This window comes from Clostridium sp. BJN0013 (assembly GCF_040939125.1).
In the GTDB taxonomy this organism is placed as follows: Bacteria; Bacillota; Clostridia; order Clostridiales; family Clostridiaceae; genus Clostridium_B.
The window spans coordinates 3,856,864-3,883,648 of sequence record NZ_CP162495.1; the positions used below are offsets into that span (position 1 = coordinate 3,856,864).

A 26,785-nucleotide genomic window follows, 5' to 3' on the forward strand; every position below is an offset into this window, starting at 1 on the left:
GTCCGTGAAAAACAAATTAAAAAACATGAAACCAGTTATTATTTTTACTGTAATTTTAATAGGCCTATCAACATTTTTTATTATTAAAAATACTATGGATAAAAGCTCCAATGAATTTCAGTTTTCAGGCACTGTAGAAGCAGATGAATTAAATGCCAGTAGCGAAATATCAGGGAAAATAAAGGATATCAAAGTGGAAGAAGGTACTAAAGTTAAATCTGGAGATATAATAGCAGTACTAGATTCAGATGAAAATACAATTAATGTGAATCAGGCTAATATTTCACTTGAAAATGCAGAAAATGAACTGGGGAAAGTCAACGACGGCACCAGAGTCGAAGAAATAAATGCACAAAAAGAGCTGGTAAAACAAAGCGAATCTCTGGTAACACAAGGGGAAGCTGCCCTTGAAACTTCCCAGAATAATCTTAATAACGCCCAGACTAACTATGATTATAAGAAGAAAATATATGATGACCATTTAACTCTTAATGAAAAAGGATATGAATCTAATGAAAGTTTAGACAAATACAAAAATGATTTGGATAATGCCCAAACAGCCCTAAATAATGCAAAAAGTGCCTTATCATCTGCAAATGCTCAGCTTAAAAGCTATAAAGCCCAACTGGCAGCTGCCACTGATAAACTTACTCTTTTAGTTAATAGTGCTACAGCCAGAGATGAGGCCACAGCCAAGTATGGTATTGATCAAGCTGAGCAGAATATAGCACTATCTAAAATTGCTTTGGAGAAAAGTAATATAAAAGCTTCATCAGATGGAATTGTAGAAACAGTTAATTTTAAAAAAGGAGAATATGTATCTTTAGGTTCCCCAATTATAACCCTCCTTGACAGCAATAATATGTATATAAAAATATATGTTCCTGAAAAAATACTTCCATATGTAAAACTTAACAAAAAAGTTACTATGAAAAGTGACTTTATAAAAGATAAAGTTATAAAGGGAAAAGTATGCTATATATCCAAAGAAGCAGAATTTACACCTATGAATATTGTGACCAAGGAAGATAGAATGAAACTTGTATATGAAGTAAAAATAAAAATATCAGATAATCTCGAGGCTGTGAAATCAGGCATGCTTTTAGATGTTACTCTGAAATAAAGGAGAATTACTATGGATTATGCAATTTCTATCAACAATCTTACAAAAAAATTTGGGGATTTTACAGCTGTGGATAATCTGTCCTTTTGTATTCCAAAGGGAAAAATATTTGGTCTTTTGGGTCCAAATGGCTCTGGAAAATCCACAACTATAAGGATGATATGTGGGGTTTTAAAACCTACTTCAGGAGAAGGTTCAGTTTTAGGATATGATCTTATTAAAGATTCTGAAAAGATAAAACAGAATATAGGATATATGTCTCAAAAATTCAGCCTTTATGAAGATCTTACCGTAGAGGAAAATCTAGATTTTTATGGAAACATATATATGCTCCCCAGAGAAAAGCTTGATATAAGAAAAAAAGAACTTATTCACATGGCAAATCTTACAGGAAAAGAAAAAAACCTGGCAGGAACACTTTCCGGGGGATGGAAACAGAGATTGGCACTAGGATGTTCCCTAATACACAACCCCAGCCTGTTAATTTTAGATGAACCCACTGCAGGAGTGGACCCGGTTTCAAGAAGAGAATTCTGGTATACAATAAGTAATCTGGTATCAGATGGAATCACCGTACTAGTAACCACCCATTACATGGATGAAGCCTCTATCTGCGATATAATAGGTTTTATATTTAACAGTAAACTTATAACCATAGATACCCCTGAAAATTTATACAAAAAAAATAATATAGAAAACTTAGAGGATATATTTATTAAATACGTTAAAGAACTTTCAAATAGAGAAGTAGTGTCCTCCTTTACCCAATTGAAACAAATAAAAAATGAAAAAGGAGGGCATAAAAATTGAAACTTAAAAGACTAATCACAGTTACAAAAAAGGAATTTATCCATATAAAAAGAGATAAACCAAGCCTTATTATAGCCCTTATAATGCCAATAATGATGCTGCTTTTATTTGGATTTGCAGCAAATACAGATGTAAATAACGTAAATCTCATGATATATGACGGCAGTAAAACTTTAGAAAGCAGACAACTTGTAAATGCATTTATAAATTCATATTATTTCAAACTTTATGGTTCCGCAGATTCATATAATGAGGTAGAAAAATATATTGACATGGGAAAAGTAAAAGTAGGAATTGTAATACCATCTGACTATTCTAAGAAATTAAATAGAAATGAAACAGCCAGTGTTCAAGTGTTGGTAGATGGCTCTGATCCTACTATAGCAAGAACTGCCATGTCTTATTCCATGCTTATAGGAAATAACTATTCCACTAAAATAAAAAAAGTAGAACTAAAAAAATCTGAAAGTAATATACCAACAAGTGCAGGAATAAATATAAAACCTCTACTACTTTATAACCCTACCCTGGAAAGCAGTAAATTCAACGTACCTGGTGTTATGGGATTAATTCTTCAAAACATCACCATTATATTGACTTCCTTTGCAATGGTACGTGAACGTGAAAAAGGTACTATTGAACAGCTTATTATGACACCTATTACTCCCTTTGAACTCATAATGGGGAAATTGGTGCCATACACAATAATTGGCTTTTTAAATATGGTGACTGTATTGATTTTAGGTAATTTGCTGTTTGGTATAGTTATAAAAGGAAGTGTGATACTATTTATGGTACTTGGAACCTTATTTTTAATATGCTCTCTAGCCATAGGTATGTTTATTTCTACTGTTGCCAAAACTCAACTACAGGCAATGCAGGCTTCTTTGGCACTTTTACTTCCAAGTGTGCTGCTGTCGGGGTTCATGTTCCCAAGAGAAGCCATGCCTAAAATAATCTATCTCATAAGCTGTGCTCTGCCACTAACTTATTTTCTTCAAATTCTAAGGGCTATAATAGTAAAAGGAGTGAGTTTGTCATATATTATAGGTCCCATAGTATCTTTAAGCCTGTTAATTATTATAATTATAGGTTTAACAATGATTAAGTTCAATAAGACATTAGAATAGTAGTACATCATTTTTATACCCAAACTGCTACTGCCAACATTTTTACATTCTTCAAAGTTGAGATATCCACATTGCTACGTTCCTTTAAAATTCTTTAAAATTCTTCTAGGATTCAGATAAAAAATATTATCTATAGTAAACTCTACCTGAATCTTAGAAGAATTTAATAAATTTATATATTTTTAATATTTATAAAGCATAACTATACTTTGAGAACCGCTGCCAATGGTCCAGAACACTACATAATCTCCTCTTTTAACTTTTCCTTGTTCTATAGCTTCATATAATGCTATAAAAGGACTGCTTGTACTAGTATATCCATATCTATCTCCTACGTAGATACTCTTGTCCTCATCTATATTCATAAGCTCCCTTATATGCTCTATATTTGCAAATGCAAATTGTGAAAAACAAAACATACTAATATTATCTTCTGTTAATCCTTTCTTCTTTAACATTCTAGTCATAATTTCAGCTGCAGGATAAACGCATGCCCCTCCATCAAAAGGAAGCCATTTGAAACGAAATTCATCTACATTTTTTGATTTAAAAAAACTGGAAAATCCATTCCGTGGACACATAATATTTTCACTTTCTTCTGTGTTTATATAATATTCCGCATCAAGTATCCCACAATTTTCATTTACTTTTTCTAGAACTACTGCACAAGCAGCATGTCCATAATTGCCATAACAAAGTTCATTATTAGGAGCAACCAAGGAATGCATATCATCATAACCCACAACAAGGCTTTTTTTGCTCGATTTGATGCTATTAAATAATTTGATGCGAGTTCCAGAGCAACCGTCATACCAGCACAATTGGCATTCATATCAAAACACATTACATTTCTTCCTGCATTTAACTCTTTATGTAATAAAATTGACATTGAAGGTGCAATATATTCCGACAATATAGAGGAACATATTATCATATCTATGTCATTACCGGTCAAGTTTGCCTTGACTAATACAGATTTTGATACTTTTAGAGCTAAAGATAAAGTTGTTTCATCATCGTCAAACATAAATCTTTTATCCCTACCCATTATATCCTCTAACAAATGATTTACATGTTTACCTTGCTTCTCGAAGTGCTTTAAATAAAAATCATTTGAAACAACTTTAGAACCATGACAGATATCAATACAATTCAATTTTACACCCATATTAGCCCTCCTTAAACAACAAAAATAATAAGTTTATAAGATTCCACCTAATTTCCTCTATAGGCTATTATACTATCTCCACATCAAGTCCTGAATTTCTGGCTATTCTTGTAAACTGCATCTTTAAAGTTGCATTGTTTCCCGCATTTATGATAACTTTCTTGAAATTCAAATCTTTATACATCTTAAAGCAGCTTTCCAACATCGGCACCATATCCCGGGTAGAAACCTTTAATTCTTTGCAATCAAAAGATAAAATGTACTGAGAAGGTTGTATAGTAGATACTATTTTTTGGAATTCTTCCATAAAACTTTCAGCATCTTTCTCTTCATACATACCCCATACTTTTACATCCAATTCTTTTTTTCCCTTGTCCAAATTAATTTCATGTTTTTTCATAATTTAATACACCTGTCCTTTCATTTATTTAAATTTATTATTAGTATTAATAATAATTATCATCCTGATCAAAAATTAAAAGGTGCCTATATAGCATAGGCACCAAAAAAGTATAAATACACATATTAAAGTCTTATAATTATAATTTTGGCAACCTGGCAATCATAGAAAAATAACTTTTCTTTAGACCCATAGCTTTGCGACCTTATTTTTCAATAAGTGTGCTATTATCAATATATATTCATAATTTTACATGTAATTTTTAGAATTTTCAAGAATAATATCTAAACTTTACCTTAATTTTTTCATTTTTTAAAAGATTATTCATTATTTAATTAAACTTTTCTTCAATCCACCATATCTCCTTGATTTAAAATGCCATTTGGATCAAATACTTTCTTAATTCCTTCCATAATTTCAATTTCCTTTTTACTGAATTGAAGAGGCATATGTTTTTTTCTCAGTTTTCCAGTTCCATGTTCTGCAGTTATTGTTCCTCCATATTTTATAGCAGTTTTATATATGGCTTCTTTAAGTTCTTCATAATTAGCAGGTAGCTTCCCATTATCACCCATAATAAAATTATGAATATTTCCATCTCCTATATGTCCAAGAGAAACAATTTTATTGTCATATTCTTTAGTTAATCTTTTTACATCATCAAAAAAATCAGGTACAGATGAAGGTGGTACAGCTACATCCATAATATCTGCTATATTATTTTTGTAGGGACCATATGCATTACTTCTTATCTCCAAAAGATGTCTCTGCTCTTTTTCAGTTTCTGCTATAATGCTGTCTACAGAGTTATGTCTCTCACATATTTCTACTAATTTTTCACTATTTGAATATAAATCCTCTTCACTGGCATAATCAAGTATAAACATTAAATCTACTGAACCTTTAACTGCGGGCCACTTAGTTCCAAGCTGCTTGGCTGATTCTTCACATATGATCCTGTCCATATACTCAATAGCAAGAGGTGTAATTCCCTCCTGTAGTATTTCAGGTACTGCATCACAAGCTTCTCTCTGGCTATTGAATGAAACCAGTAATGTTCCATTATATTTACTTGCAGCATATAATCTCAATGTAACTTTTGTAATAACTCCAAGGGTTCCTTCTCCGCCTATCATAAGTTGAAGCAAATCATAACCCATATTATTCTTTAATAACTTTCCACCCAGTGTAACTATTTCTCCTGTAGCAAGAACCACTTCCAATGCCTTAACATGATTTCTCATGATTCCATGTTTTACTGCCCTGGTGCCTCCAGCATTTGCTGCCACCATCCCTCCAACTTGTGCTCCTTCATCTCCTGGATGCACTGGAAAAAACAGCTTACCATTTTTACTTAATACTTCTAATAGTTGTGCCAGTGTTGCTCCAGCTTCCAGCGTAATCATAATATTCTTTTCATCAAATTCCACAACTTTGTTTAATCTTTCTATGGATAAAATAATACTTGGCTGCGTGGGTATGGCTCCTGCAACTACTCCTGTTCCGCCACCTCTAACTACTACAGGCAATAATTCCTTGTTTGCATATTTTAATATTTTTGATATTTCCTCTGGGGACGCCGGTTTTACCACCACACAATCTTTACATGCTTCAGGACGAAGTAAAGATTCAGTTTCATCATAAAGATACCTCTGCATCTTAGATAAATCACTTGTAACCCAATCTTCTCCTACAATTGCTTTTAAATTTTCAACTACCTTCTCGGGTGAATTTTTAATTAAATCTGTATTCATTTTTATCCCTTCTTTTTTATTATTTAACAATTTATAGTTTCTAAACTGCTTTCTTTTATTTTAGTGATCAAATCAGGTATTACCTTATACATATCATCAACTATTCCATAGTCTGCTATATTAAATATAGGAGCTGAAGGATCTGTATTGATTGCAACAATAAAACCCGATTCTTTCATTCCTGCAAGGTGCTGTGGTGCTCCTGAAATTCCACAAGCTATATATAATTTAGGTTTTACCCTGTTGCCGCTGTATCCTACTTGAAAATCTTTGGATATAAAACCTTCTTCAACTATTTCCCTGCTGGCTCCAACTACACCTCCTAATAGATCGGCTAACTCCTTTAACATAGCCATATCTTCTGCCTTTTTCAATCCTTTGCCAGCTGCCACTACTACATTTGCATCAGATATATTAATTTCCTGGGATCTAATGTGTGTTATCACTTTTACCAGTTCATTTTCAGGTCTTAAAGCCTCTACCTTTAAAATATCTCCCTGTCTTTTATCATCCCTTATACCCTCGTCAAATTCTTTATATCTCACTGTAGCCATCTGGGGATATGTGTATGTTTTTATATGGGCTAGTATATTTTCGCTAAAAGCAGGTCTTATCTGAACCAATTTTCCATCTTCATCAATTTCAAGACCTGTACAATCTGCTGTAAGCCCCGTATTTAAGGATGCTGCCAATCTAGGAGCTAGTGATCTTCCAAGGGTAGTGGCACCAATCAGAAAAATTTCAGGTTTGATATCTTCAATTAAATTCTTCAGGTTAATTGTATAGGTTACTTCTTCTGGTAGGTTAAACATATCATCCTTTATATAAAATACCTTATCTGCTCCCCTATATATAAGTTCTTCAGCCTCTATAGCATCTGCTCCTAGGACAACACTGTACACCGAAGCATTTAATTTATCAGAAAGCTGCCTTGCTTTTCCCAGAAGTTCATAACTGACTTTATGAATTTGTCCATCTTTTTGTTCTGCAAATACCAATATACCACTATATTCCTTACCCACTACTATACCTCCAAAACCTTAATCTTTTTAAATATATCAATTAATTCATTCTCTGCCTTAGCAGTATCTGACTCCCTATAAATTTTACCCTGTCTTTTTTCTATTTGAGGAATTTCTATTTTCTTTACTTTTGTAGGTGAACCCTTAAAGCCAACATTATCCTCATTCAAAAATTCTTCTAAATCCTCAAGTTTTAACATCTTAATCTCTGCTTTTCTGGCTTTCATCTTATTTTTAAAAGAAGGCAATCTTGGATGATTGATATCCTTTGTAACTGTAATAAGACATGGAAATTTTATACTTTTTAAATAAGTTCCTTCCCAGATTTCAGAATGTAACTCCATACTGTCCTTATTCATTTCTGTAATTTTACTCACATAACTTGCATGAGGTATATTTAAAAATTCTGCAACTTCGGGACCAACCTGTCCTGTATCCCCATCTACAGTCTTTTCTCCAGCGATTACCAGATCATAGGCTCCCAACTTTTTAATGGCACTGGCAAGTATTGTAGAGGTTGCCTTTGTATCTGAACCTCCAAATTTTCTATCACTTACAAGCACTCCTTCATGAGCACCCCTTGCAATACATTCTTTTAACGCACTTTCTGTATTTGGAGGCCCCATACTTACAGCAGTAACTCTGGCATCGATATTTTCAGCTATTTGAACTGCTGTTTCCAGGGCATTTAAATCAAAAGGATTGATTTCTGCACTGGCAGATGTTCTATCTACTACTCCCTTTTCTCTGTCAAACTTTACTTTTTCCATATCCGGAACTTGTTTAACCAAAACTATAATATTCATTAAAGTCTCTATCCTTTCTATAAATTATTACATTCTTTATATATTAGGAAAATAAATGGCAAATAAAAAAACAGACCTATTTCGCTGGGGCGAAATGTCTGCCGCGGTACCACCCATTTTTTTACTTAACTTAAATAACGATTTACATAACCGGATCAGCTTACTTAAATTTCAGCCTACAGCTTCAAGATGATTTTCGAAATGTGTATTTATGGGCTCACATCCCTATCCCACTCTCTTTGAAATACTTGCCATCTCTACTTTATCTTATCATTGCCTTTATCTATTTGAACAACAGTCTACTATAAATTTAAGTTCATGTCAATAAAAATTTACTTAAGCTTTTCAATTAAAACCTTACTTATTCTCTTCTTATTACACTTTAGCATAGTGAATTCATAATTTCCATAGTTAATTTTATCATTGATCTTTGGATATGAACTTAACTGCAAATAAATCCAGCCTCCCAAAGTATCCACTTTGGAACAAACTTAACCTTGCGAATAATGTCTTTTATATTTTTATCTCCCTGAATCTGTTGTTTATACAGAGCTTTAATATGCATGAATCCAATAATATTATCCTTATTATCTGTACAGATAGGATACCTTGTATATTGTCTATCCTGTATAACCTTTATAATATCATCCAAAGAATCCTCTAAAAAAATACAGGTTATATCAGTTGCACTGTTTTCAAACTGAAGCTGCAACTGGTTAAGTTCTACTTTTTTCCAACTTCCATCCAAAGTTTTTATACCCATCTGCCCATAAAGATTCCATTTCATGCTTAACTATTACATCCTTGTACTCATAACCTATAAATTTGTTTTCTCTTTTTATAATTATTTTCTCCTTTTAAATAAAAACCTTTCAACATATTTTCTAGTACATTATTATCCATTTGGCAATAACGCATTTGCCTTCTGGCAGATTTTATAAATCATATCGTATTGCTTATCAATTAACGGATTTATCTGCTCTGTTTTATGATTTCGTATTTTAACATAACAAAAATATGGCAAAATCCATCCTAAGAATCCTGGAACGGCCAAAATGATACTGAGTAAAAGCATGCCTGCCAGATGGCTAAAAACAGAACCTGCCATAAACACTGTTCCAACAATTCCAATAGTGTAAGCTGTAATGCTGGCTCCTATAGATTTGGAGTTTTCCAGCCTCTCAATTTCCTTTGCGCAGCTTTCAAACTGACGCTGCAGCCTGGTCAATTCCACTTTGTTTCGTATTTTACGGTCTCTTTTGAATTTCAAATTCACTGAATTAATCCCTTGAATAGCAGAAGTACTTCCATCCAGAATCCAACCGAAATTTCGGTAGCTATCTGCATATAATGCCTCCATGTCGCATTTTACCGTCACATCTTTATACTCATAGCCTATAAAATTATTTCCGTTTCTGGTAGTTTCACCCATTTTTATCCTTCAATCTGCCACACCCTTCCTCGCGGCATTAAAATTAAAATTTTTTATCAGGATTCACAGGTAAATATTTTTCTATGATCCATTTAATGTTCTTATTATGCTGGAAAAATGTTTTTAAGTTGTCAGAGAAATATTTACAAAATATTAATTTGAATCATGCCACTTTTAATTGCACAATAAAGGTGGTACCAACACCTGGCGTACTTTTTACCGATATGCTGCCACTTACTAGTTCAATGGCTTTCTTGGAAAGCGCGAGTCCAAGGCCATTTCCTTCCTGTGAACGGGAAGTATCACCCTGATAAAATCTATCAAAAATGTGATTCATTATCTCTTTATTCATACCACAACCACTGTCCTCAACAGTTACCGTTGTCGTATCAAAATCTGAAGTCTGTATCATCTTAACAGTTCCTCCGTACTCTGTAAATTTGAGTGCATTTGAAAGCAAATTGTTCCATACAATTTCTAACATGCTTTCATCCGCATAGATGATTGCACGATCTTCAATATCTGCCTCAAACGTAATATTCTTTTCTTCCCACAGCTCTTCAAAAGACAACGCACATTCACAAAGCTGTCTGCATAAATCATAAGGCTCTGCTGACGCATGGATTTCCTGATTTTCCAATTTATTAAGTTTCAGAATATTCGTTACCAGTGTAGTAAGCTTTTTGGATGCCGTTATGATGGTATCTGTATATTCTTTTCTCCTTTCAGGAGTTAAATCTTCTTTCTGCAGTGCCATGGCGTAACTTTGAATGACAGAAAGAGGTGTTTTTATCTCATGAGAGACATTTGCAATAAAATCGCTTTTTAAAATTTCCGTGCTTCCAAGTTCTTCTACCATTTTGTTAAAGTCATCAAACATTACTTCAACATAATCCTTTTTGCCATCTTTTCTAAGTGGTGGAATCCAGACAGAATAATCTCCCTCTGCCACTTCCTTTGCAGCTTTGCTGAGTATTCGCATAGGCTTGTCATAGGCAATATAACGCTGTCTTGCAGTTATCAAACAAAATATCAGAGTAACTATTGCCCAATATCCCATCATACCAAAAATATATTCTATTGGTACCGCTTCCATATATACATAAGCACTATATATCATAGCTTGACCAGCAGCCAGAACTGATAATATAAAGTATGTCAGCACAAATCCTCTGGCAGAGATATGTTTTGTATTAACCCGGTTATCTTTTTCCTTATTTTCATGCTTTTCTTTATTCATGACAGCACCGCTTTATAACCAAGGCCATGAACAGTCACAATCTTAAAATCCTTGCACCTGGAAAATTTATCTCGCAGCTTTGTTATGTATACATCCACAGCTCTAAGGCTTGTATTGCTTTCCACTCCCCAAAATTCATCCATCAACTGTGCACGTGCAAAGGTATGCTTTGGATAAGATAACATCTTATAAAGAATATTAAATTCTCTTACCGTAACAGGAATTTCCTCTCCATTAACTGCTGCTGTTATTTCGTCAGCATTCATAACAAGACTTCCTACAACAAGTTTTCTTTCATTGGCAATATTTGCACGTCGAAGAAGTTCATCCATATTTATGGGTTTTACCATATAATCATCTATTCCTGCACGAAACCCTTTTTGTTTTGATTTAATATCATCACGAGCTGTTATAAACAGTATTGGTATGGTCTGATTGATATTTCTAACAGTCTCGGCAAACTCAAACCCATCTATTTCCGGCATCATAATATCTGAAATAATCAAATCATATAACCTATTATACATAGAATCATAAGCTTCACGAGGATTGAAACAACCTGTTGCATAATAGCCATTATCATTTAAATATGTGCATACAATCTGATTCAGCTTTACATCATCTTCCACTACAAGTATATTTACCATAAAAATTCATACCTTTCTATATAAAAACATTCTTTTTTATACATAAATATAAGAATGTTACAAGTCTATTTCATCATATATTGTGCAATAATATCACACTAATGTTAAAGAAATGTTAAAGTACATTATTATTTACTATTTTTTTATCACTTCAAAAAATAACAAAAGGCTAAACATTTCAATTTCCTTAAAATGCCTAGCCTTTTATGACTCAGCTTCAATTTAATACTAAACATTTAAATCTAGTATTAACCTATTATTTAATTTTGATGCGACTTTGTTCTAAATCTATATCCCACCATTTATATCTACTCTACTGTAACGGATTTGGCCAAATTTCTAGGCTTATCCACATCACACCCTTTTTGTATGGATATATAATATGCTAAAAGTTGCAGTGGAATTACTGAAATCACCGGTGCAAATATATCCATTACTTTTGGCAGATATATTACAGAATCTACTGTTTTCTCAATTTCACTGTTTCCCTCTGGTGTAAGAACTAAAACTTTAGCTCCTCTTGTAGTCACTTCTCTAATGTTGCTTACCATTTTTTCCATCAGTTTCTCCTGAGTAGCTCCTGCAATAACTACGGTTCCATCTTCAATAAGAGCTATAGGTCCATGTTTTAATTCCCCTCCGGCATAAGCTTCTGAATGGATATAGGATATCTCCTTCAACTTTAAAGAACCTTCTAAAGCAACTGCATAGTCAAGTCCTCTTCCCAAAAAGAACAGATCTTCTTTTTTAAAAATTTTTGCTGCAAATTCATGGATTACTTCTTTATTTCCCAAAACTTCTTCCGCCTTTATAGGCAGTGTAAGCATTTCTTTCTTTATCTCTTCCATCTGTTCCTTACTAATAGTATTTTTATTCTGTGCAAAGAAAAGAGCTATTATATAGATTGCAATAAGCTGGGTTACATAAGCTTTTGTAGAGGCAACTGCTATTTCAGGACCTGCCCAGGTATATAAAACATCATCTGCTTCTCTGGATACAGAACTTCCAACTACATTGGTTATAGCAATAACTCTAGCTCCACGAGCCTTTGATTCTCTTAATGCCGCCAATGTATCTGCTGTTTCTCCAGACTGACTTATAATTATCATAAGTGTTCTTTCATTTATTATAGGATCTCTATATCTAAATTCAGAGGCAATATCGACTTCTACTGGCATTCTAACTAATTTTTCAATTACATATTTTCCAACTATCCCTGCATGATAGGCAGTTCCACAAGCTACTATATATATTTTATCTATATTTTTAATTTCATCCTTTGTTATCTTTATATCATCCAAAGTTATAGGCTTATCCATCATAATCCTAGATGTCATTGTATCTTTAATAGCCTTTGGCTGTTCATGAATTTCCTTCATCATAAAATGTTCAAATCCACCCTTTTCGGCGGCATTTGCATTCCAGGTAACATGATATATATCCTTTTTTACTTCATTTCCATCCTCTGATAAAAGTTTCACACCACTTTCGGTTATAACTACAAATTCATTCTCATTTAAAAGATATATCTCCCTGGTATGATTCAATATAGCAGGTATATCTGAAGCTATATAGTATTCACCTTCTCCAAGGCCCACTATAAGAGGGCTGTCCTTTCTTACTGCCACAAGTTTCCCTGGCTCTTTTGAACAAATAACTCCCAGTGCATAACTTCCTCTTAATTTAGATACAGCTTTCATAACTGCATCAACTAAGTCTCCATTGTAAAAATAATCCACCAACTGTGGTATAACTTCAGTATCTGTTTCAGATACAAATTTATATCCTTTAGAAATAAGCCATTCCCTAAGTTGTGCATAATTCTCTATTATTCCATTATGAACTACACTTATCATTCCATCCTGACTATTATGGGGATGTGCATTCAAATCTGATGGTTTACCATGAGTTGCCCATCTGGTATGGCCAATTCCAACTATGCCTTTCAAGGGATGTCCTGATAATTTTTTTTGAAGATTTTTAAGCCTTCCCTTACACTTCATCACATTAATATGATCATTATCTATTATAGCAACACCTGCAGAGTCATATCCTCTATATTCTAGTTTACTTAATCCTTCAATTAAAATAGGTGATGCATCCTTTTTTCCAACAAAGCCAACTATTCCGCACATATTAATCTTCCTTTCATATTTAATATAATAAATTTGAGCATAGTTTTTAATAAAACTCCAATATTAACTATTGAATACAAAAATCACAATCAAATAAAACCTAATTATTATCAAAATTTAAAACAGGCAACTATGCTATTTAGAACCAGTTATAAGGCTCTAATTTATTAAAGGTTTTAACACCAGGCTGATGTTGTATCAAAAATCACTTTTTGGTTTTATCAGCTGTTAACGGTAGTGCGATACCGTGGGGCACCCGCCGAAGATTCGATACTCCCCATCCTCGTCAACTCAAAGTAAATGATACATTTAAAATAATTATATGTATTTTATTTTAAAAAATCACCTGAGTTCTGGCGCTTTTTATATTCACATTTTATAATAAAATATACACCTTCCTTCAAAAATATTACAGTATTAAAGCTGTTAACTTATTATATTCTCTTCACTTATTTTTTGTCAACTAATAATTCATACCTTATAAAATTTTCTGATTCATAAAATGTACATAAATAAAAAACACACCGTCAAATTTTATGACAATGTATTTTATTATTTTGATACCATTAATTTAGTTTAATTTCAATTAATTCCGCTAAATTATGAGCCATTTTATCTATTTCACTTTGTACCTCTCCTTCTAACATAACTCTAACCAAAGGTTCTGTTCCTGAAGGTCTTATTAACACTCTTCCACATCCATCCAGTCTTTTCTCTATTTCCTTAATCTTCAATACTATTTCTTCATCTTCCATATATATCTTTTTCTTATGATCAGGAACCTTAGCATTTACAAGAGTTTGGGGGAAATTTTTCATCATGGAAGCAATATCAGATAATTTTCTACCACTTTTTTTAACTATACCCGCTATTTGAAGGGCAGTGATCAATCCATCTCCTGTAGTATTGTAATCCAGCATAATTATATGTCCGGACTGTTCTCCTCCTAATTTATATCCTTCTTTTTTCATTTCTTCCAGTACATATCTATCTCCCACCTGAGTTTTTACTACGTTTATTCCTTCTTCTTTCAATGCTATATCAAAACCAATATTACTCATTACAGTAGATACCACTACATTCTTATATAACTTTCCCTGCTCTTTTAAATATTTTGCTATTATGGCCATAATAAAATCTCCATTTATAAGATTTCCTTTTTCATCTACTGTCAGACATCTATCTGCATCTCCATCAAAGGCAAGTCCCATATCATAACCTTCTTCTACTACAGTTTTCATGAGGTTTTCCGGATGTGTTGAACCGCAGTTATGATTTATATTTATTCCATCAGGCTTATTATTTATAACCTTTACTTTTGCTCCTAATTCTTGAAAAGCTTTTACAGAAGTTACATAAGATGCTCCATTTGCACAATCTAATACTACTTTTAAATCTTTTAAGTCTGTATCTATAGTAGATTTGGCAAATTCTATATAGGCTTTTCTGGCCTCTCCTGTTTCTACAACTTTTCTTCCTACTTTTGAGCCTACAGGAATAGATATATCCTTAAAATCACTTTCAATAACATGCTGTATTTTATCTTCCAACTCATCTGATAGCTTATATCCTTTAGCATTAAAAAACTTTATCCCATTATATTCTACTGGATTATGAGATGCTGATATAACAACTCCTGCATCTGCATTATACTTTCTAGTTAGATATGCTACCGCCGGAGTAGGTATTATTCCAACACAAATAGCTTCTGCTCCTATAGAAAGGATGCCTGAAACTAATGCATTTTCAAGCATATCTCCAGATATTCTAGTATCCATTCCCACAAGTATTTTAGGCTTATGGCACTTACCTGTCAGTACATATGCTCCTGCTTTTCCTAATTTATATGCTAATTCTGGAGTTAACTCCTTATTTGCAATTCCTCTTACCCCATCGGTCCCAAACATTCTATGCATATTAATACCTCGCTTATTAAAAGTTAATTTTCTTTAATTAAAATATCCATATTATATTATATTATATTAGAAATATTTCTACAATGTAATTTGAATCTATCGATTTATAACAATATCAAGTGATTCTTGAGTTCAGGTGGAGTTTGCTATAGAGAACTACTCCTCTCCATCTGAACCTTAGAAAAACTTATCCAGGAGCGTTATCTGTGCTTACCTCCCACTTTGAAGAAGATGGGAGTATTAGCACTGTTAGCGTTCGGATAAAAATCCCATCAGACTGTCCTATTATTATCACAGGGTAAAATAGAACAATTTGATGGGATTCTTATGCAAGACTTATTTATTAAAATTTTTATTATATAGATAGCATATTAATTAAAAAATCTGTTCAAAATTCACAAATTCTTTACAGTTATAGAATTAAAATTAAATTATACAAATTGTTAATATATAAACAATCTATTTTAAATCGACATATCACAGCTTAAAAATACAACCTATATATAACCTTAAATTATAAAAATCTTTCCCATAATTTAAGTTAAATTACATTTACTTGTAATATATATTTTATAATTCTTAATACATTATACTTATATTGGTATTATCAATTATTCATATTGTTAATATGTAAACAATCTATTTTCTTTAGTATATCATGTTTTATAAATAAATGGAATACAAAATAACATTATTAAAACAATTTTTTTAATTTTGAAATTGAAAATTTATATTTATTATATATTTGACTGTATACCATTCTTGTAAAAAGGCTATTATATATCAAGATTACTATAAGCTTTTATTATATTTTCAGCCACTTTTAAACCATCCACTGCAGCAGATACTATGCCTCCTGCAAATCCTGCCCCTTCACCACAAGGATATAATCCTTTTACTGAAATACTCTCCAAATTAGCATTTCTGACTATTTTAACCGGTGCAGATGTTCTAGTTTCAATTCCTATCATAACTCCATCCCCTTGGGAAAATCCTTTTATTTTTCTTTCAAAATCCATAAATCCTTCTTTTAACGATAAAGCTACCTTTTCAGGAAGACATAGATTTAAATCCCTAAATTCATATCCCGGCTTATAAGTGGGTTTTACATCTTCTAGTTTATGAGATACTTTATCCTCTAAAAAATCTTTAATTAACTGTACCGGAGCGATGTAATTTCCTCCTCCAGTATTATAAGCTAAATTTTCATAGTATCTTTGAAATTCTATACCTCTAAGTGGAGAATCTCCTGAAAAATCTTTTTCTCCCACAGTTACAACTACAGCAGAGTTTGCATTATTTGATGCCCTATTATAATAACTCATACCATTAGTTACAAGCCTGCCCTCCTCTGAAGCCGCAGCTACCACTTCTCCTCCAGGACACATACAAAAACTGTAGACTCCTCGTCCTTCTTTACTTTTGTATACTAATCTATAATCTGCAGCCTTTAATTTTGGATGCCCTGCAAATTTTCCATATTGATTTACATCTATCATATGCTGAGAATGCTCTACTCTGACCCCTATGGCAAATGCTTTAGGTTCCATAAATACATCTCTTTTATAGATCATTTCATATGTATCTCTTGAACTATGTCCTATAGCTAATATTAAATTGTCACAGGAAATTTGACTGCCATTTACCACTACAGCTTTTAACTTTTTATGTGCTATAATTAAATCTTCTAATTTACTTTTAAATAGTATTTCTCCTCCCAATTCCAATATCCTATTTCTTATATTTTTAACTACTATTTTCAAATTATCTGTTCCTATATGTGGCTTGCCACTATATATTATTTCCTCTGGAGCTCCATATTTCACAAAGGTATCTAGAATAAATTGACATTTCTTATCCTTTATCCTGGTAGTGAGTTTTCCATCAGAAAAAGTACCTGCCCCTCCCTCTCCAAACTGTACATTGGATTCAGCATCTAATTTTCTGGTATTCCAAAACTTATTTACAGTTAACGTCCTTTCTTCAATTTTTTCTCCCCTTTCTATTATCAAAGGTTTATATCCATTTTCCGCCAGTAAAAGACCTGCAAACATACCTGCCGGTCCTATTCCTACAATTATAGGTCTAGTTTCCATTTTTTTTGTGCCGCAAATCAATTTTTCTGTTAAATTTTTCTCTTCTATTTTTATATCTTTATTCTTTAACTTTGATACTATTTTCTTTTCATTCTCACAAATTACTTTTACAGAATAGTTAAGTTTTATATTATTTTTTTTCCTGGCATCTATGGATTCTTTAAGTATTTTAAAGTTTTTAATATATTTATTACTTATCTTCAGCTTTTTAGCAACTTTTATTTTTAGTTCATCATAATCCTCATCCAAACTTATATTTAAATTATTGATTATTATTGGCATTTTGTTCCTCCAATGTTTTTTTACTAACTTGTAAATTAATATTTTGTACATCCTGAGATACTAGAGATACTCCCTCTGGAAGAGATACTACTACACTTACAGTTTGTTCCCCTTCAGTTGCAGAACTGGCATCTACATAACAGGATACACTATTTTCACTTAAATTATTTATAATACTTTCAGATCCAGAAACTACTACAGATACACTATTAGAACTTAATTGGGCTGTATAAGCATCATTTAAATTTTTAATCTGTATATTTAGATTCATTTCCTTCTGAGAGGTTTTATTAGAATTATTTAATTCACTTGAATTTATTTTTAATTTCACCACTCCAGTACCAGTAACCAGTTTTACACCTTGTGGCACTATCAACTTTGCCTGAATGTTTTCTTCACTTTGAATTTTACTTAAATCGATAGATTCCGTATCTATTCCATTTATATCTTTAATAATCCTTTCCTCTCCTGCTATATCCACCTTTTCCGGTTCTGCAGTTATCAATTTACTAACATCTGAAACATTGTCCTGTAATTTAATATTTACTGGAACAGTTTTAATTTTAACCACAGGTATAGTAATCTTAACGGAAGATGGCTTAATAACTATATCCTTTAATACATTGCCTGATGTATCTTGTGCCTGTAATGTTAGTGAAGTATTTATATCTGACGATGTAGATTTTAAATCACAATTTCCTACAACCGTTTTTACTTTGTTTATTACATTTTCTGCCCCGCTAATTTCTGCCTGTTGTGTTTTTAATATAGGCTCCAAAGGATAATATCCTTCTTTAACTTTTCCCTGTAGTAATACTTTTATAGAAAAAGTTTTTTGTTTTAATTTATCTAATTGCAATTTTATCCATAAATTCTCATTATTGATTATAGTTATATTATCAGGACTCTTTTTTACTGATACAGGTACAGTATTCTCTCCTTTTTTCATGGCATAAGAATTTAAATCTGACTGTAATTCAAAATCAGTAGCTTTAATGGAATATAAATCAGAGGCACTTCCTTTTATAAGAAGAGATACCCTAAATTCTTTTTCTCCAACTTGTACAAGTTTTGATTGAGTAAGTATATTTTTATTGACTATAGTTACAGGCACTACAATTTTTCTTTCTATTGTAGGATTTTCTACATTAAATATGTATAGCCATAAAATAAATGCTGCAACAATACAACATATTTTTATTAAAATTTGATTTTCTTTAATTTTTTCTTCCACTCAATCACCCTCTCTCTCCATGTAGCTTTGCTTTGAAATCTTTTTCTCATTATAGCAGTAAGAACTTTCTTTAATCTGTCTTTTGTATAATTTCTCATAAGCTTTCCATTAGCAACAAAAGAAATTATGCCAGTCTCTTCTGATACTACTATAACCAAAGCATCAGAATTTTCCGATATTCCAATTGCTGCTCTATGTCTTGTACCCAATTTTTTATTTAATTGATTGTTATTTGTAAGTGGCAGGAAACATCCCGATGACACTATCCTGTCATTTCTTATTATAGTTGCCCCATCATGTAAGGGAGTATTTACCACAAATATATTCTCTAAAAGTGCAGAAGATACTATTGCATCTAGTTTTGTTCCTGTATTTATCACATCTCCAAGACCTGTAACCTGCTCTATTACAATAATAGCTCCAGTTTTACTTTGTGACAAATTTTCTACAGAAGTTACAATTTCTGTTATAACTTTTTCCATTATCTCCTCATCTGCCAATATATGCTTATCATTAAAAGCTGTTCTCCCTAAATGCTCAAGTGCCCTGCGAATTTCTGGCTGAAATATAATTACAATAGACAAAACTCCTATAGTTAAAGTTTTTGTAAGTATCCAATTAAGCATTACTAAATTGAAAAAACTACTTATAGGTATGAGAAATATTATAAGCATAATTCCTTTTAAAAGTTGTTCTGCCCTAGTCTCCTTTATAAGCATATATGCTTTATAGAGTATATATGCTACTACAAGTATATCCATAATAGAAGTTATACTTATATTTTTTATTGAATTAACCGTTAGTTGCAATAGTTCCACTAATTTCACCATCCTGTTGTTACTGACATCTATATTAATTATATACCATTTAATATTGTTTATATCTTTATCATATTTATTTTAATAAATTTTTAATAAAGTATATTTTTTAGTATTTTATTTTACCAAGTGGGTACAATATCATTAGCCTAAGTTTTACAAAAAACACGGGGAAACCAGTAATATTTGGGGTGAATCGTATATTTATTACGTAGGTTATGCCTTTTCCGAACCCGTCAGCTAACCCCGTCGGTAACAAGGAGGATATAATTTTGAAAAAATTTTTTTGTTTTATAATTTTTTCGTTATTACTGTTAACACTCTCTGTAAAAGTGAATGCAGAAGAATCTAACAATGATAATTCTATGTTATTTAATCAACAAGATGAAGTTGTGCAGGTATTTAATTACTCCAATCAAAAGATATACATAACTCAAGATGACGTGGAATTAATGGCTAAAGTAGTTTACGCTGAAAGTAATTCTGAACCCTTTGAAGGTCAGGTAGCTGTAGCATCTGTAATATTAAATAGAGTGCAATATCCTGAATTTCCAAAAACAATACAGGGTGTTATAAAACAAAAAGGAGCTTTTTCTTGTGTAAAAAATGGAGATATAAACGTAACTCCAAACCGAAATAGCTACACCGCAGTAGCACAGGCATTAAAGGGAGTGGATCCTACAGGTAAATCTACTTTCTTTTATAATCCAAAGATAGCTACATCTCAATGGATGAAAAATATTAATAAAAAAAATGTTAAATCTATAGGAAATCATGTATTTTTTATAGTCGACTAAAATTAAACCTCTCCATCTTTTAAAGATGGAGAGGTTTAATTTTAATTATAAATTATTTGCTATCCAGATATGAAACAACATTAAGTGCAGCTATCTGTCCCTGACCTACAGCTTTCATATACTGATATGGTTTTCCTGTACAATCTCCTGCTGCAAAACAACCCTCTATATTTGTCTTCATATTTACATCTACTTTTATATGCCCTGTTTCCAAAATAAGTCCTGGCATGAGCTGATCCGGTGCAATACTGCTTTTCAATACAAAAACTCCGTCTGTACTTATTGATTTATATTTTAAAATAACTCTTTCTACTTTATCTGTCCCATATATTTCTAAAACTTTATCCCGTATTACTTCTATATTGTCTTTTAAACTAGGACTTTCTCTATATATAGGTATATAATATACTTTCTGGGCAAGTTCACTTACATAGTTAGCTTCTCTTTCTGCTTCTTTATTGTACCCAATAACAGTAACAGTTTTATCCTTATAAAGAGGTGCATCACAGGTTGCACAATAGCCTACTCCTCTGCCGAGAAATTCTTCTTCTCCTTTTAAAGGTTTTGTATATTCTATTCCTGTAGCTAGTACAACTGCATTTGCTTCATATATCTTTTCATTAACTGCAAGAGCAAAATATTGTCCCATAGCATATATGGAATTTATTTTTTCAAATGTTATATTTATTCCCATAACATCTAAATGATTTTGAAATTTACTTTTTAATTCCAATCCTGTTATATCTGGCAATCCAATATAATTGCTGATCTTAGGAGCTTTAACCAATTTATCACTAAGTTCTTCATTGCCAAAAATAATAATATTTTTATTTCTTATCTTAGCATTAATGGCTGCAGAAATCCCGGCAGGACCACTACCTACTATGGCGATATCATACCTATGTTCCAATCAACCTCACCCCCTAATACATTTTTATTTACAATTATAAAATAGCTAAAGTTATACCCTATAAAATACTTAATCTATATGTGTTTTTCTAAAACATCTTTTATCGTATCTTTAGGTCTAAAGCCAATAAACTGTTCTACTACACTTCCATCTTTAAATACCATTACAGTTGGAATACTTCCAATTTTAAATTGTGCTGTTGTAACAGGATTTTCATCCACATTTATCTTAAAAAACTTAGCTTTTCCTTCCAACTCACTAGCAACTTCTTCCATAACAGGTGAAAGCATTTTGCAAGGACCACACCATGAAGCCCAAAAATCCACTACTACCGGAGTTGACGATTCCTTAACAGATTCTGAAAAATTTATATCTTTTATTTCCTCTACCATTTTTCACCCTCCTTATACCCCATAGGGGTATGTCTTTTAATTATATTTTATATTATATTATTTGTCACGTCAACTTTTTTTAGTCTTTAATTTATTAAATTATTTATTTGTGAATTATTATAAATAGATTGAGGATAATTGTTTATTAACTTTTCAGCATAATTTTTAGATTGTGTTATATTTGAATCTTTATATATGATAGCAAGCCTATACAACACTGTTTCTTCATAACTTCCATCAGAAAAACTATGATCATATTCCTCATAATATTTTATAGAGCCTTTTGAATCCCCTAATAAATCAAAAGAAGTCCCAAGCATATAAATTATATGAGGATATAATTCATTTCCTGTTCCAAATTCATAGGCTTTTTTTAAATAGATCCCTGCATTATTATAATCTTTATTTTTCAAATAGTTACACCCTAAATTATAAAAATAAACACATCCTTCTGTAGTTAAAAGTTCATATGCTTTAGATAACAAATTTTCCTCATTAGAATTCAGTTTCTCATTTCTCCAATTCATAACTTGTACATACATAGAATCATAATCTTTATTTTCTATATACCTTTTCATACCTTCAAGTGGAAAAATTTTTTTTATATTTTTATCAGTTCTTTCATCCACATTTTGAACTTTTTTATTATTACCTTCAGAATTTACATTTTGTGTTTTCATATTTTCTGTATCAAAAAATTTTGCAACACTTACAAATGCTTTATTGCCATTATTCACAATTAGAAATATACCACATGCTATTAAAATTCCAATAAAAGAAATACAACATATTTTTTTAATATTATTTTTTTTGCCTATTATATTTATGTTTTTAAGCAGTTTTATGTTCTCTTTAGCCTCAACATTTTTAACATCCAGTTTAAGTACATTATTTATCTTTTCCAAAGCCCTAGCATATTGACCCTTCTTCATATAACACAATGCACTGTAGTTATTTACATTAATATAATTAAAATCACTTTCAGCACATTTTTCTAATAATACTAAAGCTTCATCTATTTTAAATTTCTCAATTAGTATTAGAGCTTCTTTATAAAATTGAATTTTCTCATTATCTTTCTTTGAACTCTCAAGATACTTTTGGGCAACTTCATCTTCATTAACCTGATAATTCATTTTCCAGAGCTTTTGTGCTTTATCTAAATCACCTTTTAAATACAACAGAAGTCCTTTAAGATTAATGGATGATTTATTCTTTATATCTATAGATATACTCTCCTCACATAACTTTATGGCAGAGTCTATATATCCATTATTATATTTATTTAAAGCTCTACTATATATCTTCTGAGATTTATTCATTTATCTTATATACTACTTTCCCATCAGAATTTTTAACTTCTATTTTGCCACTTAAGCTTGTATTAAAGGAATTAATAACCCAATCTTCTACATGAGATTCATTATATGCATCATCATCATAAATATTCACTTTTAAATTTATATTATTTCCATCTTTTTGTACAGACATTATCTGCTGTTTTTTACTTGAATCCTTTATTAAAAGTGAAACTTCTCCTGTATTTACATTAAGCATGTACAGATCTCCACCTTTTGCCAGTGTTCCATGAGAAGATGCTATAATTACCAGTAGATTTTTTCCATCAGCCCATTCTATATATTTAGGTGATATTTGAGTATTATTCTCTATTTCATAACTGTAAAGATTTTGGCCATTTTTTATTATTATTTTTCCTACGCCTTCCTCTGAAGCTTCACTACCTTTTCCTTCTATACAAGCACTGTAATTTCCATCTTCTGAATCTTTCCACTCAGTATTAAAAGTTATATCTGTATTACTATCTAATTGTTTTTTTATAAAATTTATTCCACCTGTATTTTTAGTACTATTGGAGGAAAAATTATCGTTTTCTGTTGTTTGTTCATTATCTTTATCCTTAGTGTCAACAGCTGCAGTATTTGAATTTGTCTTTTTATCATTATTATCAGAAGAAGTATTAGTATTTACCTTAGTAGAAGAAGTATTCTTATCAGAAGAACAAGCTGTAAATGCTAAAGTCAAAATCATTAAAAATAAACATATTAGAAAATTTACTTTTTTAAATTTCATGTGCAATCCCCCTTTTATATAATTTGGTATTGTTACTATAATATATCTTAACTAAATTATATCATAATATTTTCCTACTAAGAACTATGCTAGTTCTACTCTTAACAATAACTTTTAATAAGTTGTTTTATTTTTAATATAGATTGAGGACTCATGGAAAACTCATCTAATCCATATTCTACTAAATACTTAATGGCATTCTCATCTGATGCCATTTCTCCACACATACCGCATAATTTTTTATTTTTATGTGCAGCTTCTATAGTAGTTTTTACGAGAGATAATACTGCTGGATGCATTGGATCATAAAGATATGCCACTTTTTCATTCACCCTGTCTACAGCTAGAGTATATTGTATTAAATCATTAGTTCCAATACTAAAAAAATCTGCATATTTGGCCATTTCATCTGCATTTATGGCCGCAGCAGGTACTTCTACCATTATTCCAGTTTGTAGATCCTTATTAAATTCTTTTTTTTCTAAAGTAAGTTCTTCCATACATTCTTTTAGTACTGCCTTAGCTTGTAAAAATTCTTCTACAGAACTTATCATAGGAAACATTATTTTTAAATCTCCAAAAACCGATGCCCTTAAAAGAGCTCTAAGTTGAACTTTAAATATATCTTTTCTATCAAGACACACTCTAATAGATCTGTATCCCAAAAAAGGATTACACTCTTCTTCCATAGGAAAATATGATAATTTTTTGTCTCCACCTATATCCAAAGTTCTTATAACTACAGGTTTACTTTTCATCTTTTCAAGCACATACTTATATGCTTCAAATTGTTCATCTTCCTCTGGCATAGTATCTCTATCCATATATAAAAATTCAGTTCTAAAAAGTCCTATACCCTCTCCTCCATTTTTTATGACCTGCTCTACATCCTCACATCTTTCTATATTTCCTAAAAGTTTTATTTGCTTTCCTGACTTTGTAACTGTCTTTAAATTTATTATACTCTTAAGTTTTTCTTTTTCTTTGCGATACTTTTTCATTTTAATTTTATACTTTGCCACTAAGTCTTTGCTAGGATTTATTATAACTACACCTTCTATCCCATCTACAATAACCAAATCTCCATTTTTAACGGAACTTGTTATATCTTTCATACCTACTACTGCAGGTATTTGGAAAGCCTTCGCCATAATAACACTGTGAGAAGTCTTTCCACCAAGGTCTGTAATAAAAGCTATTACTTTATTTTTATCCAACTGAACTGTGTCTGATGGTGTTAGATCATGAGCTGCAACCACTGTATTGCTGCTCAAATTTCCTAAGGATGTTATATTTCCTGTGAGATTGGAAAGTATTCTGTCGCCTACATCTTTTATATCCATTGATCTCTCTCTTATATATTCATCTTTCATAAGCTTGAAAGTTTCCATATACAAATTTACTACATCATAAACGGCTTTTTCTGCATTTATATGTTCATTTTCTATTTTTAATTCTATTGCTCCTGCAAATTCTATATCCTCCAAAAGCATAATGTGACTTTCAAATACTTCTGCTTTACCCTTTCCTAACTGATGTTTAGTTCTTGTTTTTATTTTTTCAAGCTGCTCTTTAGATAAACTTAGTGCTCGTTCAAATCTTGTTTTTTCTTCTGATACATCTGACACATATGCATTTTGAATCTTTAATCCACTTTCTTCTTTTATAACTATCCTACCTATTGCATAACCTTTAGAAGCTGGTATACCTCTCTTCATTTATTTTCCTCCTGAGATTATGTTATTTAAATAAAATTTTATCTAGGATTTAAAATATATAGATTTAATTATTAATATAACTTTTATTATTAATTATAGATTAACACAAGTTACAAAAAACAGATATGCTATTTTACTAAATCCTGAAATTCCTGTGAGTCTTTTACAGGATTAAAATCCTCTTCTTCCCTAGCTATTTCTTTAATATCTGGTGACATATCTACAGCTATCCTTAAAAATTTCACTGTATTTGAAACATCTCCTCGCCTTCCATATATGCTTGCTTTACCATAATAACTCCATATATAATTTTCTACTTCCAAAGCCTTATCATACCAACTAAGGGCTTCTTCATATTTTCCATAAAGTTCATAAGCAAGAGCTTTATTAAATCTTGCATATCCAAAGTTAGGATTTAACTGAAGAGATTTATCTATATTGTCCATTCCCTCTTCATAATTGCCGCTATAGCATAATGCTATACCTTTTATATTATAAGCCTTATAAAATGTATTATCTTCACGAATTATTTCGTTTGCTTTAGCTATAGTATTTGAATACTGTTTATTGCTAAAAGACTCTTCTGCTTCTTTATAATTTTGTTCCAATTTTCTGTTATTTTCACTTTCAGCTTCGCTGGCATCTGCTTTTTTTATAACTGAATCCTCAGTGGTAATTTTTTGTAAATTTTCATTGCTATTTTTATATCTATTATCATAATAAATTTTTGTTATTAGAGTTCCTGCTACAATACACAAAATACAAAATATCAAAATTTTAGTTTTCAAAGTAATTTTACCAAATAGCTTTGAATTTATACTTTTTTTCCTATTAAAAGCCATTTAAATTTCCTCCTAAATAGCT

Annotated in this window: 26 protein-coding genes, 2 riboswitches and 1 other annotated feature; of the genes, 4 read left to right on the plus strand and 22 right to left on the minus strand. The window is 31.3% G+C overall.

Going from position 1 to position 26,785, the window contains the following annotated elements; translation table 11 throughout:
- Positions 1 to 4: 4 nt before the first annotated feature.
- Genes AB3K27_RS19925 through AB3K27_RS19935 form a run of 3 tightly spaced genes read left to right on the plus strand, consistent with a single transcriptional unit; the run spans position 5 to position 3,063 of the window.
- Entirely contained in the window at positions 5 to 1,123 is a 1,119-nt protein-coding gene (locus tag AB3K27_RS19925; protein WP_368489034.1) for an HlyD family secretion protein, read from the plus strand.
- A gap of 12 nt (positions 1,124 to 1,135) precedes the next feature.
- Entirely contained in the window at positions 1,136 to 1,933 is a 798-nt protein-coding gene (locus AB3K27_RS19930; protein WP_368489035.1) for an ABC transporter ATP-binding protein, read from the plus strand.
- A complete protein-coding gene (locus AB3K27_RS19935; RefSeq protein ID WP_368489036.1) occupies positions 1,930 to 3,063 on the plus strand; it encodes an ABC transporter permease in 1,134 nt (377 codons plus the stop codon). Before AB3K27_RS19930 ends, AB3K27_RS19935 begins: the two co-directional genes overlap by 4 nt.
- Before the next feature lie 182 nt (positions 3,064 to 3,245).
- Here the strand turns inward: AB3K27_RS19935 and AB3K27_RS19940 are convergent, their stop codons facing one another.
- The 16 genes from AB3K27_RS19940 to cdaA form a co-directional block, all read right to left on the minus strand.
- Positions 3,246 to 3,791, minus strand: coding sequence for a 3-oxoacyl-[acyl-carrier-protein] synthase III C-terminal domain-containing protein (locus AB3K27_RS19940; RefSeq protein WP_368489037.1), 546 nt, complete (start codon positions 3,789 to 3,791; stop codon positions 3,246 to 3,248).
- On the minus strand, positions 3,722 to 4,231 hold the full coding sequence (locus AB3K27_RS19945) for a hypothetical protein (protein ID WP_368489038.1): 510 nt from the start codon (positions 4,229 to 4,231) through the stop codon (positions 3,722 to 3,724). The genes AB3K27_RS19940 and AB3K27_RS19945 overlap by 70 nt, the downstream gene beginning before the upstream one ends.
- Before the next feature lie 67 nt (positions 4,232 to 4,298).
- Positions 4,299 to 4,631, minus strand: a complete 333-nt coding sequence (locus AB3K27_RS19950) for a hypothetical protein (protein WP_368489039.1) — start codon at positions 4,629 to 4,631, stop codon at positions 4,299 to 4,301.
- Positions 4,632 to 4,777: 146 nt separating this feature from the next.
- Positions 4,778 to 4,867, minus strand: a riboswitch (cyclic di-GMP riboswitch).
- 111 nt (positions 4,868 to 4,978) lie between these two features.
- The gene (locus AB3K27_RS19955; protein ID WP_368489040.1) at positions 4,979 to 6,385 is read right to left on the minus strand and encodes an FAD-binding oxidoreductase; all 1,407 of its coding nucleotides are present in this window, start codon (positions 6,383 to 6,385) and stop codon (positions 4,979 to 4,981) included.
- Between the two features lie 23 nt (positions 6,386 to 6,408).
- Positions 6,409 to 7,407 (minus strand): electron transfer flavoprotein subunit alpha/FixB family protein, encoded by a 999-nt coding sequence (locus AB3K27_RS19960; protein WP_368489041.1) that lies wholly within the window; start codon positions 7,405 to 7,407, stop codon positions 6,409 to 6,411.
- 2 nt (positions 7,408 to 7,409) lie between these two features.
- Positions 7,410 to 8,213, minus strand: a complete 804-nt coding sequence (locus AB3K27_RS19965) for an electron transfer flavoprotein, beta subunit (RefSeq protein ID WP_368489042.1) — start codon at positions 8,211 to 8,213, stop codon at positions 7,410 to 7,412.
- 82 nt (positions 8,214 to 8,295) lie between these two features.
- Positions 8,296 to 8,496 (minus strand) — a binding site (T-box leader).
- Between the two features lie 49 nt (positions 8,497 to 8,545).
- Entirely contained in the window at positions 8,546 to 8,665 is a 120-nt protein-coding gene (locus tag AB3K27_RS19970; RefSeq protein ID WP_368489043.1) for a hypothetical protein, read from the minus strand.
- A complete protein-coding gene (locus AB3K27_RS19975) occupies positions 8,656 to 9,000 on the minus strand; it encodes a hypothetical protein (protein ID WP_368489044.1) in 345 nt (114 codons plus the stop codon). The genes AB3K27_RS19970 and AB3K27_RS19975 overlap by 10 nt, the downstream gene beginning before the upstream one ends.
- 108 nt (positions 9,001 to 9,108) lie before the next feature.
- Positions 9,109 to 9,645, minus strand: a complete 537-nt coding sequence (locus AB3K27_RS19980) for a hypothetical protein (protein ID WP_368489045.1) — start codon at positions 9,643 to 9,645, stop codon at positions 9,109 to 9,111.
- Between the two features lie 163 nt (positions 9,646 to 9,808).
- Positions 9,809 to 10,885, minus strand: coding sequence for an ATP-binding protein (locus AB3K27_RS19985; protein ID WP_368489046.1), 1,077 nt, complete (start codon positions 10,883 to 10,885; stop codon positions 9,809 to 9,811).
- Positions 10,882 to 11,532 (minus strand): response regulator transcription factor, encoded by a 651-nt coding sequence (locus AB3K27_RS19990; protein WP_368489047.1) that lies wholly within the window; start codon positions 11,530 to 11,532, stop codon positions 10,882 to 10,884. Before AB3K27_RS19990 ends, AB3K27_RS19985 begins: the two co-directional genes overlap by 4 nt.
- 308 nt (positions 11,533 to 11,840) lie before the next feature.
- Positions 11,841 to 13,667, minus strand: a complete 1,827-nt coding sequence (gene glmS, locus AB3K27_RS19995; RefSeq protein ID WP_368489048.1) for a glutamine--fructose-6-phosphate transaminase (isomerizing) — start codon at positions 13,665 to 13,667, stop codon at positions 11,841 to 11,843.
- Positions 13,668 to 14,233: 566 nt separating this feature from the next.
- Positions 14,234 to 15,583, minus strand: a complete 1,350-nt coding sequence (gene glmM / locus AB3K27_RS20000) for a phosphoglucosamine mutase (protein WP_368489049.1) — start codon at positions 15,581 to 15,583, stop codon at positions 14,234 to 14,236.
- Positions 15,584 to 16,359: 776 nt separating this feature from the next.
- On the minus strand, positions 16,360 to 17,961 hold the full coding sequence (locus tag AB3K27_RS20005) for an NAD(P)/FAD-dependent oxidoreductase (RefSeq protein WP_368489050.1): 1,602 nt from the start codon (positions 17,959 to 17,961) through the stop codon (positions 16,360 to 16,362).
- Positions 17,942 to 19,195: a YbbR-like domain-containing protein gene (locus AB3K27_RS20010; protein ID WP_368489051.1), complete on the minus strand. Its 1,254-nt coding sequence runs from the start codon at positions 19,193 to 19,195 to the stop codon at positions 17,942 to 17,944. The genes AB3K27_RS20005 and AB3K27_RS20010 overlap by 20 nt, the downstream gene beginning before the upstream one ends.
- The gene (cdaA, locus tag AB3K27_RS20015; protein ID WP_368489052.1) at positions 19,162 to 20,013 is read right to left on the minus strand and encodes a diadenylate cyclase CdaA; all 852 of its coding nucleotides are present in this window, start codon (positions 20,011 to 20,013) and stop codon (positions 19,162 to 19,164) included. Before cdaA ends, AB3K27_RS20010 begins: the two co-directional genes overlap by 34 nt.
- A gap of 136 nt (positions 20,014 to 20,149) precedes the next feature.
- Positions 20,150 to 20,283: riboswitch (cyclic di-AMP (ydaO/yuaA leader) on the plus strand.
- A gap of 2 nt (positions 20,284 to 20,285) precedes the next feature.
- On the opposite strand from cdaA, the gene AB3K27_RS20020 reads away from it, so the two are divergent.
- Positions 20,286 to 20,810 (plus strand): cell wall hydrolase, encoded by a 525-nt coding sequence (locus AB3K27_RS20020; protein WP_368489053.1) that lies wholly within the window; start codon positions 20,286 to 20,288, stop codon positions 20,808 to 20,810.
- A gap of 52 nt (positions 20,811 to 20,862) precedes the next feature.
- On the opposite strand, the gene AB3K27_RS20025 is transcribed toward AB3K27_RS20020, so the two are convergent.
- The 6 genes from AB3K27_RS20025 to AB3K27_RS20050 form a co-directional block, all read right to left on the minus strand.
- The gene (locus AB3K27_RS20025; RefSeq protein ID WP_368489054.1) at positions 20,863 to 21,720 is read right to left on the minus strand and encodes an NAD(P)/FAD-dependent oxidoreductase; all 858 of its coding nucleotides are present in this window, start codon (positions 21,718 to 21,720) and stop codon (positions 20,863 to 20,865) included.
- A gap of 74 nt (positions 21,721 to 21,794) precedes the next feature.
- Positions 21,795 to 22,112: a thioredoxin gene (gene trxA, locus AB3K27_RS20030; protein WP_368489055.1), complete on the minus strand. Its 318-nt coding sequence runs from the start codon at positions 22,110 to 22,112 to the stop codon at positions 21,795 to 21,797.
- Positions 22,113 to 22,198: 86 nt separating this feature from the next.
- Complete coding sequence (locus AB3K27_RS20035; protein ID WP_368489056.1) at positions 22,199 to 23,434, minus strand: tetratricopeptide repeat protein; 1,236 nt, start codon at positions 23,432 to 23,434, stop codon at positions 22,199 to 22,201.
- Positions 23,427 to 24,203, minus strand: a complete 777-nt coding sequence (locus tag AB3K27_RS20040) for a DUF4652 domain-containing protein (protein ID WP_368489057.1) — start codon at positions 24,201 to 24,203, stop codon at positions 23,427 to 23,429. Before AB3K27_RS20040 ends, AB3K27_RS20035 begins: the two co-directional genes overlap by 8 nt.
- 101 nt (positions 24,204 to 24,304) lie before the next feature.
- Positions 24,305 to 25,921: a phosphoenolpyruvate--protein phosphotransferase gene (gene ptsP, locus AB3K27_RS20045; protein WP_368489058.1), complete on the minus strand. Its 1,617-nt coding sequence runs from the start codon at positions 25,919 to 25,921 to the stop codon at positions 24,305 to 24,307.
- A gap of 128 nt (positions 25,922 to 26,049) precedes the next feature.
- On the minus strand, positions 26,050 to 26,763 hold the full coding sequence (locus tag AB3K27_RS20050) for a tetratricopeptide repeat protein (RefSeq protein ID WP_368489059.1): 714 nt from the start codon (positions 26,761 to 26,763) through the stop codon (positions 26,050 to 26,052).
- Positions 26,764 to 26,785 lie beyond the last annotated feature (22 nt).

What these genes read in the sequence shown, in the direction of transcription:
- AB3K27_RS19975 (WP_368489044.1), bottom strand. Translation starts at nt 9,000, where the DNA reads ATGAAATGGAATCTTTATGGGCAGATGGGTATAAAAACTTTGGATGGA.
- AB3K27_RS19955 (WP_368489040.1), bottom strand. Translation starts at nt 6,385, where the DNA reads ATGAATACAGATTTAATTAAAAATTCACCCGAGAAGGTAGTTGAAAAT.
- AB3K27_RS19965 (WP_368489042.1), bottom strand. Translation starts at nt 8,213, where the DNA reads ATGAATATTATAGTTTTGGTTAAACAAGTTCCGGATATGGAAAAAGTA.
- AB3K27_RS20005 (WP_368489050.1), bottom strand. Translation starts at nt 17,961, where the DNA reads ATGCCAATAATAATCAATAATTTAAATATAAGTTTGGATGAGGATTAT.
- AB3K27_RS19990 (WP_368489047.1), bottom strand. Translation starts at nt 11,532, where the DNA reads ATGGTAAATATACTTGTAGTGGAAGATGATGTAAAGCTGAATCAGATT.
- AB3K27_RS19930 (WP_368489035.1), top strand. Translation starts at nt 1,136, where the DNA reads ATGGATTATGCAATTTCTATCAACAATCTTACAAAAAAATTTGGGGAT.
- glmS (WP_368489048.1), bottom strand. Translation starts at nt 13,667, where the DNA reads ATGTGCGGAATAGTTGGCTTTGTTGGAAAAAAGGATGCATCACCTATT.
- AB3K27_RS20040 (WP_368489057.1), bottom strand. Translation starts at nt 24,203, where the DNA reads ATGAAATTTAAAAAAGTAAATTTTCTAATATGTTTATTTTTAATGATT.
- AB3K27_RS19980 (WP_368489045.1), bottom strand. Translation starts at nt 9,645, where the DNA reads ATGGGTGAAACTACCAGAAACGGAAATAATTTTATAGGCTATGAGTAT.
- AB3K27_RS19985 (WP_368489046.1), bottom strand. Translation starts at nt 10,885, where the DNA reads ATGAATAAAGAAAAGCATGAAAATAAGGAAAAAGATAACCGGGTTAAT.
- AB3K27_RS19945 (WP_368489038.1), bottom strand. Translation starts at nt 4,231, where the DNA reads ATGGGTGTAAAATTGAATTGTATTGATATCTGTCATGGTTCTAAAGTT.
- AB3K27_RS19950 (WP_368489039.1), bottom strand. Translation starts at nt 4,631, where the DNA reads ATGAAAAAACATGAAATTAATTTGGACAAGGGAAAAAAAGAATTGGAT.
- AB3K27_RS20050 (WP_368489059.1), bottom strand. Translation starts at nt 26,763, where the DNA reads ATGGCTTTTAATAGGAAAAAAAGTATAAATTCAAAGCTATTTGGTAAA.
- ptsP (WP_368489058.1), bottom strand. Translation starts at nt 25,921, where the DNA reads ATGAAGAGAGGTATACCAGCTTCTAAAGGTTATGCAATAGGTAGGATA.
- glmM (WP_368489049.1), bottom strand. Translation starts at nt 15,583, where the DNA reads ATGCATAGAATGTTTGGGACCGATGGGGTAAGAGGAATTGCAAATAAG.
- AB3K27_RS19940 (WP_368489037.1), bottom strand. Translation starts at nt 3,791, where the DNA reads ATGCATTCCTTGGTTGCTCCTAATAATGAACTTTGTTATGGCAATTAT.
- AB3K27_RS20035 (WP_368489056.1), bottom strand. Translation starts at nt 23,434, where the DNA reads ATGAATAAATCTCAGAAGATATATAGTAGAGCTTTAAATAAATATAAT.
- trxA (WP_368489055.1), bottom strand. Translation starts at nt 22,112, where the DNA reads ATGGTAGAGGAAATAAAAGATATAAATTTTTCAGAATCTGTTAAGGAA.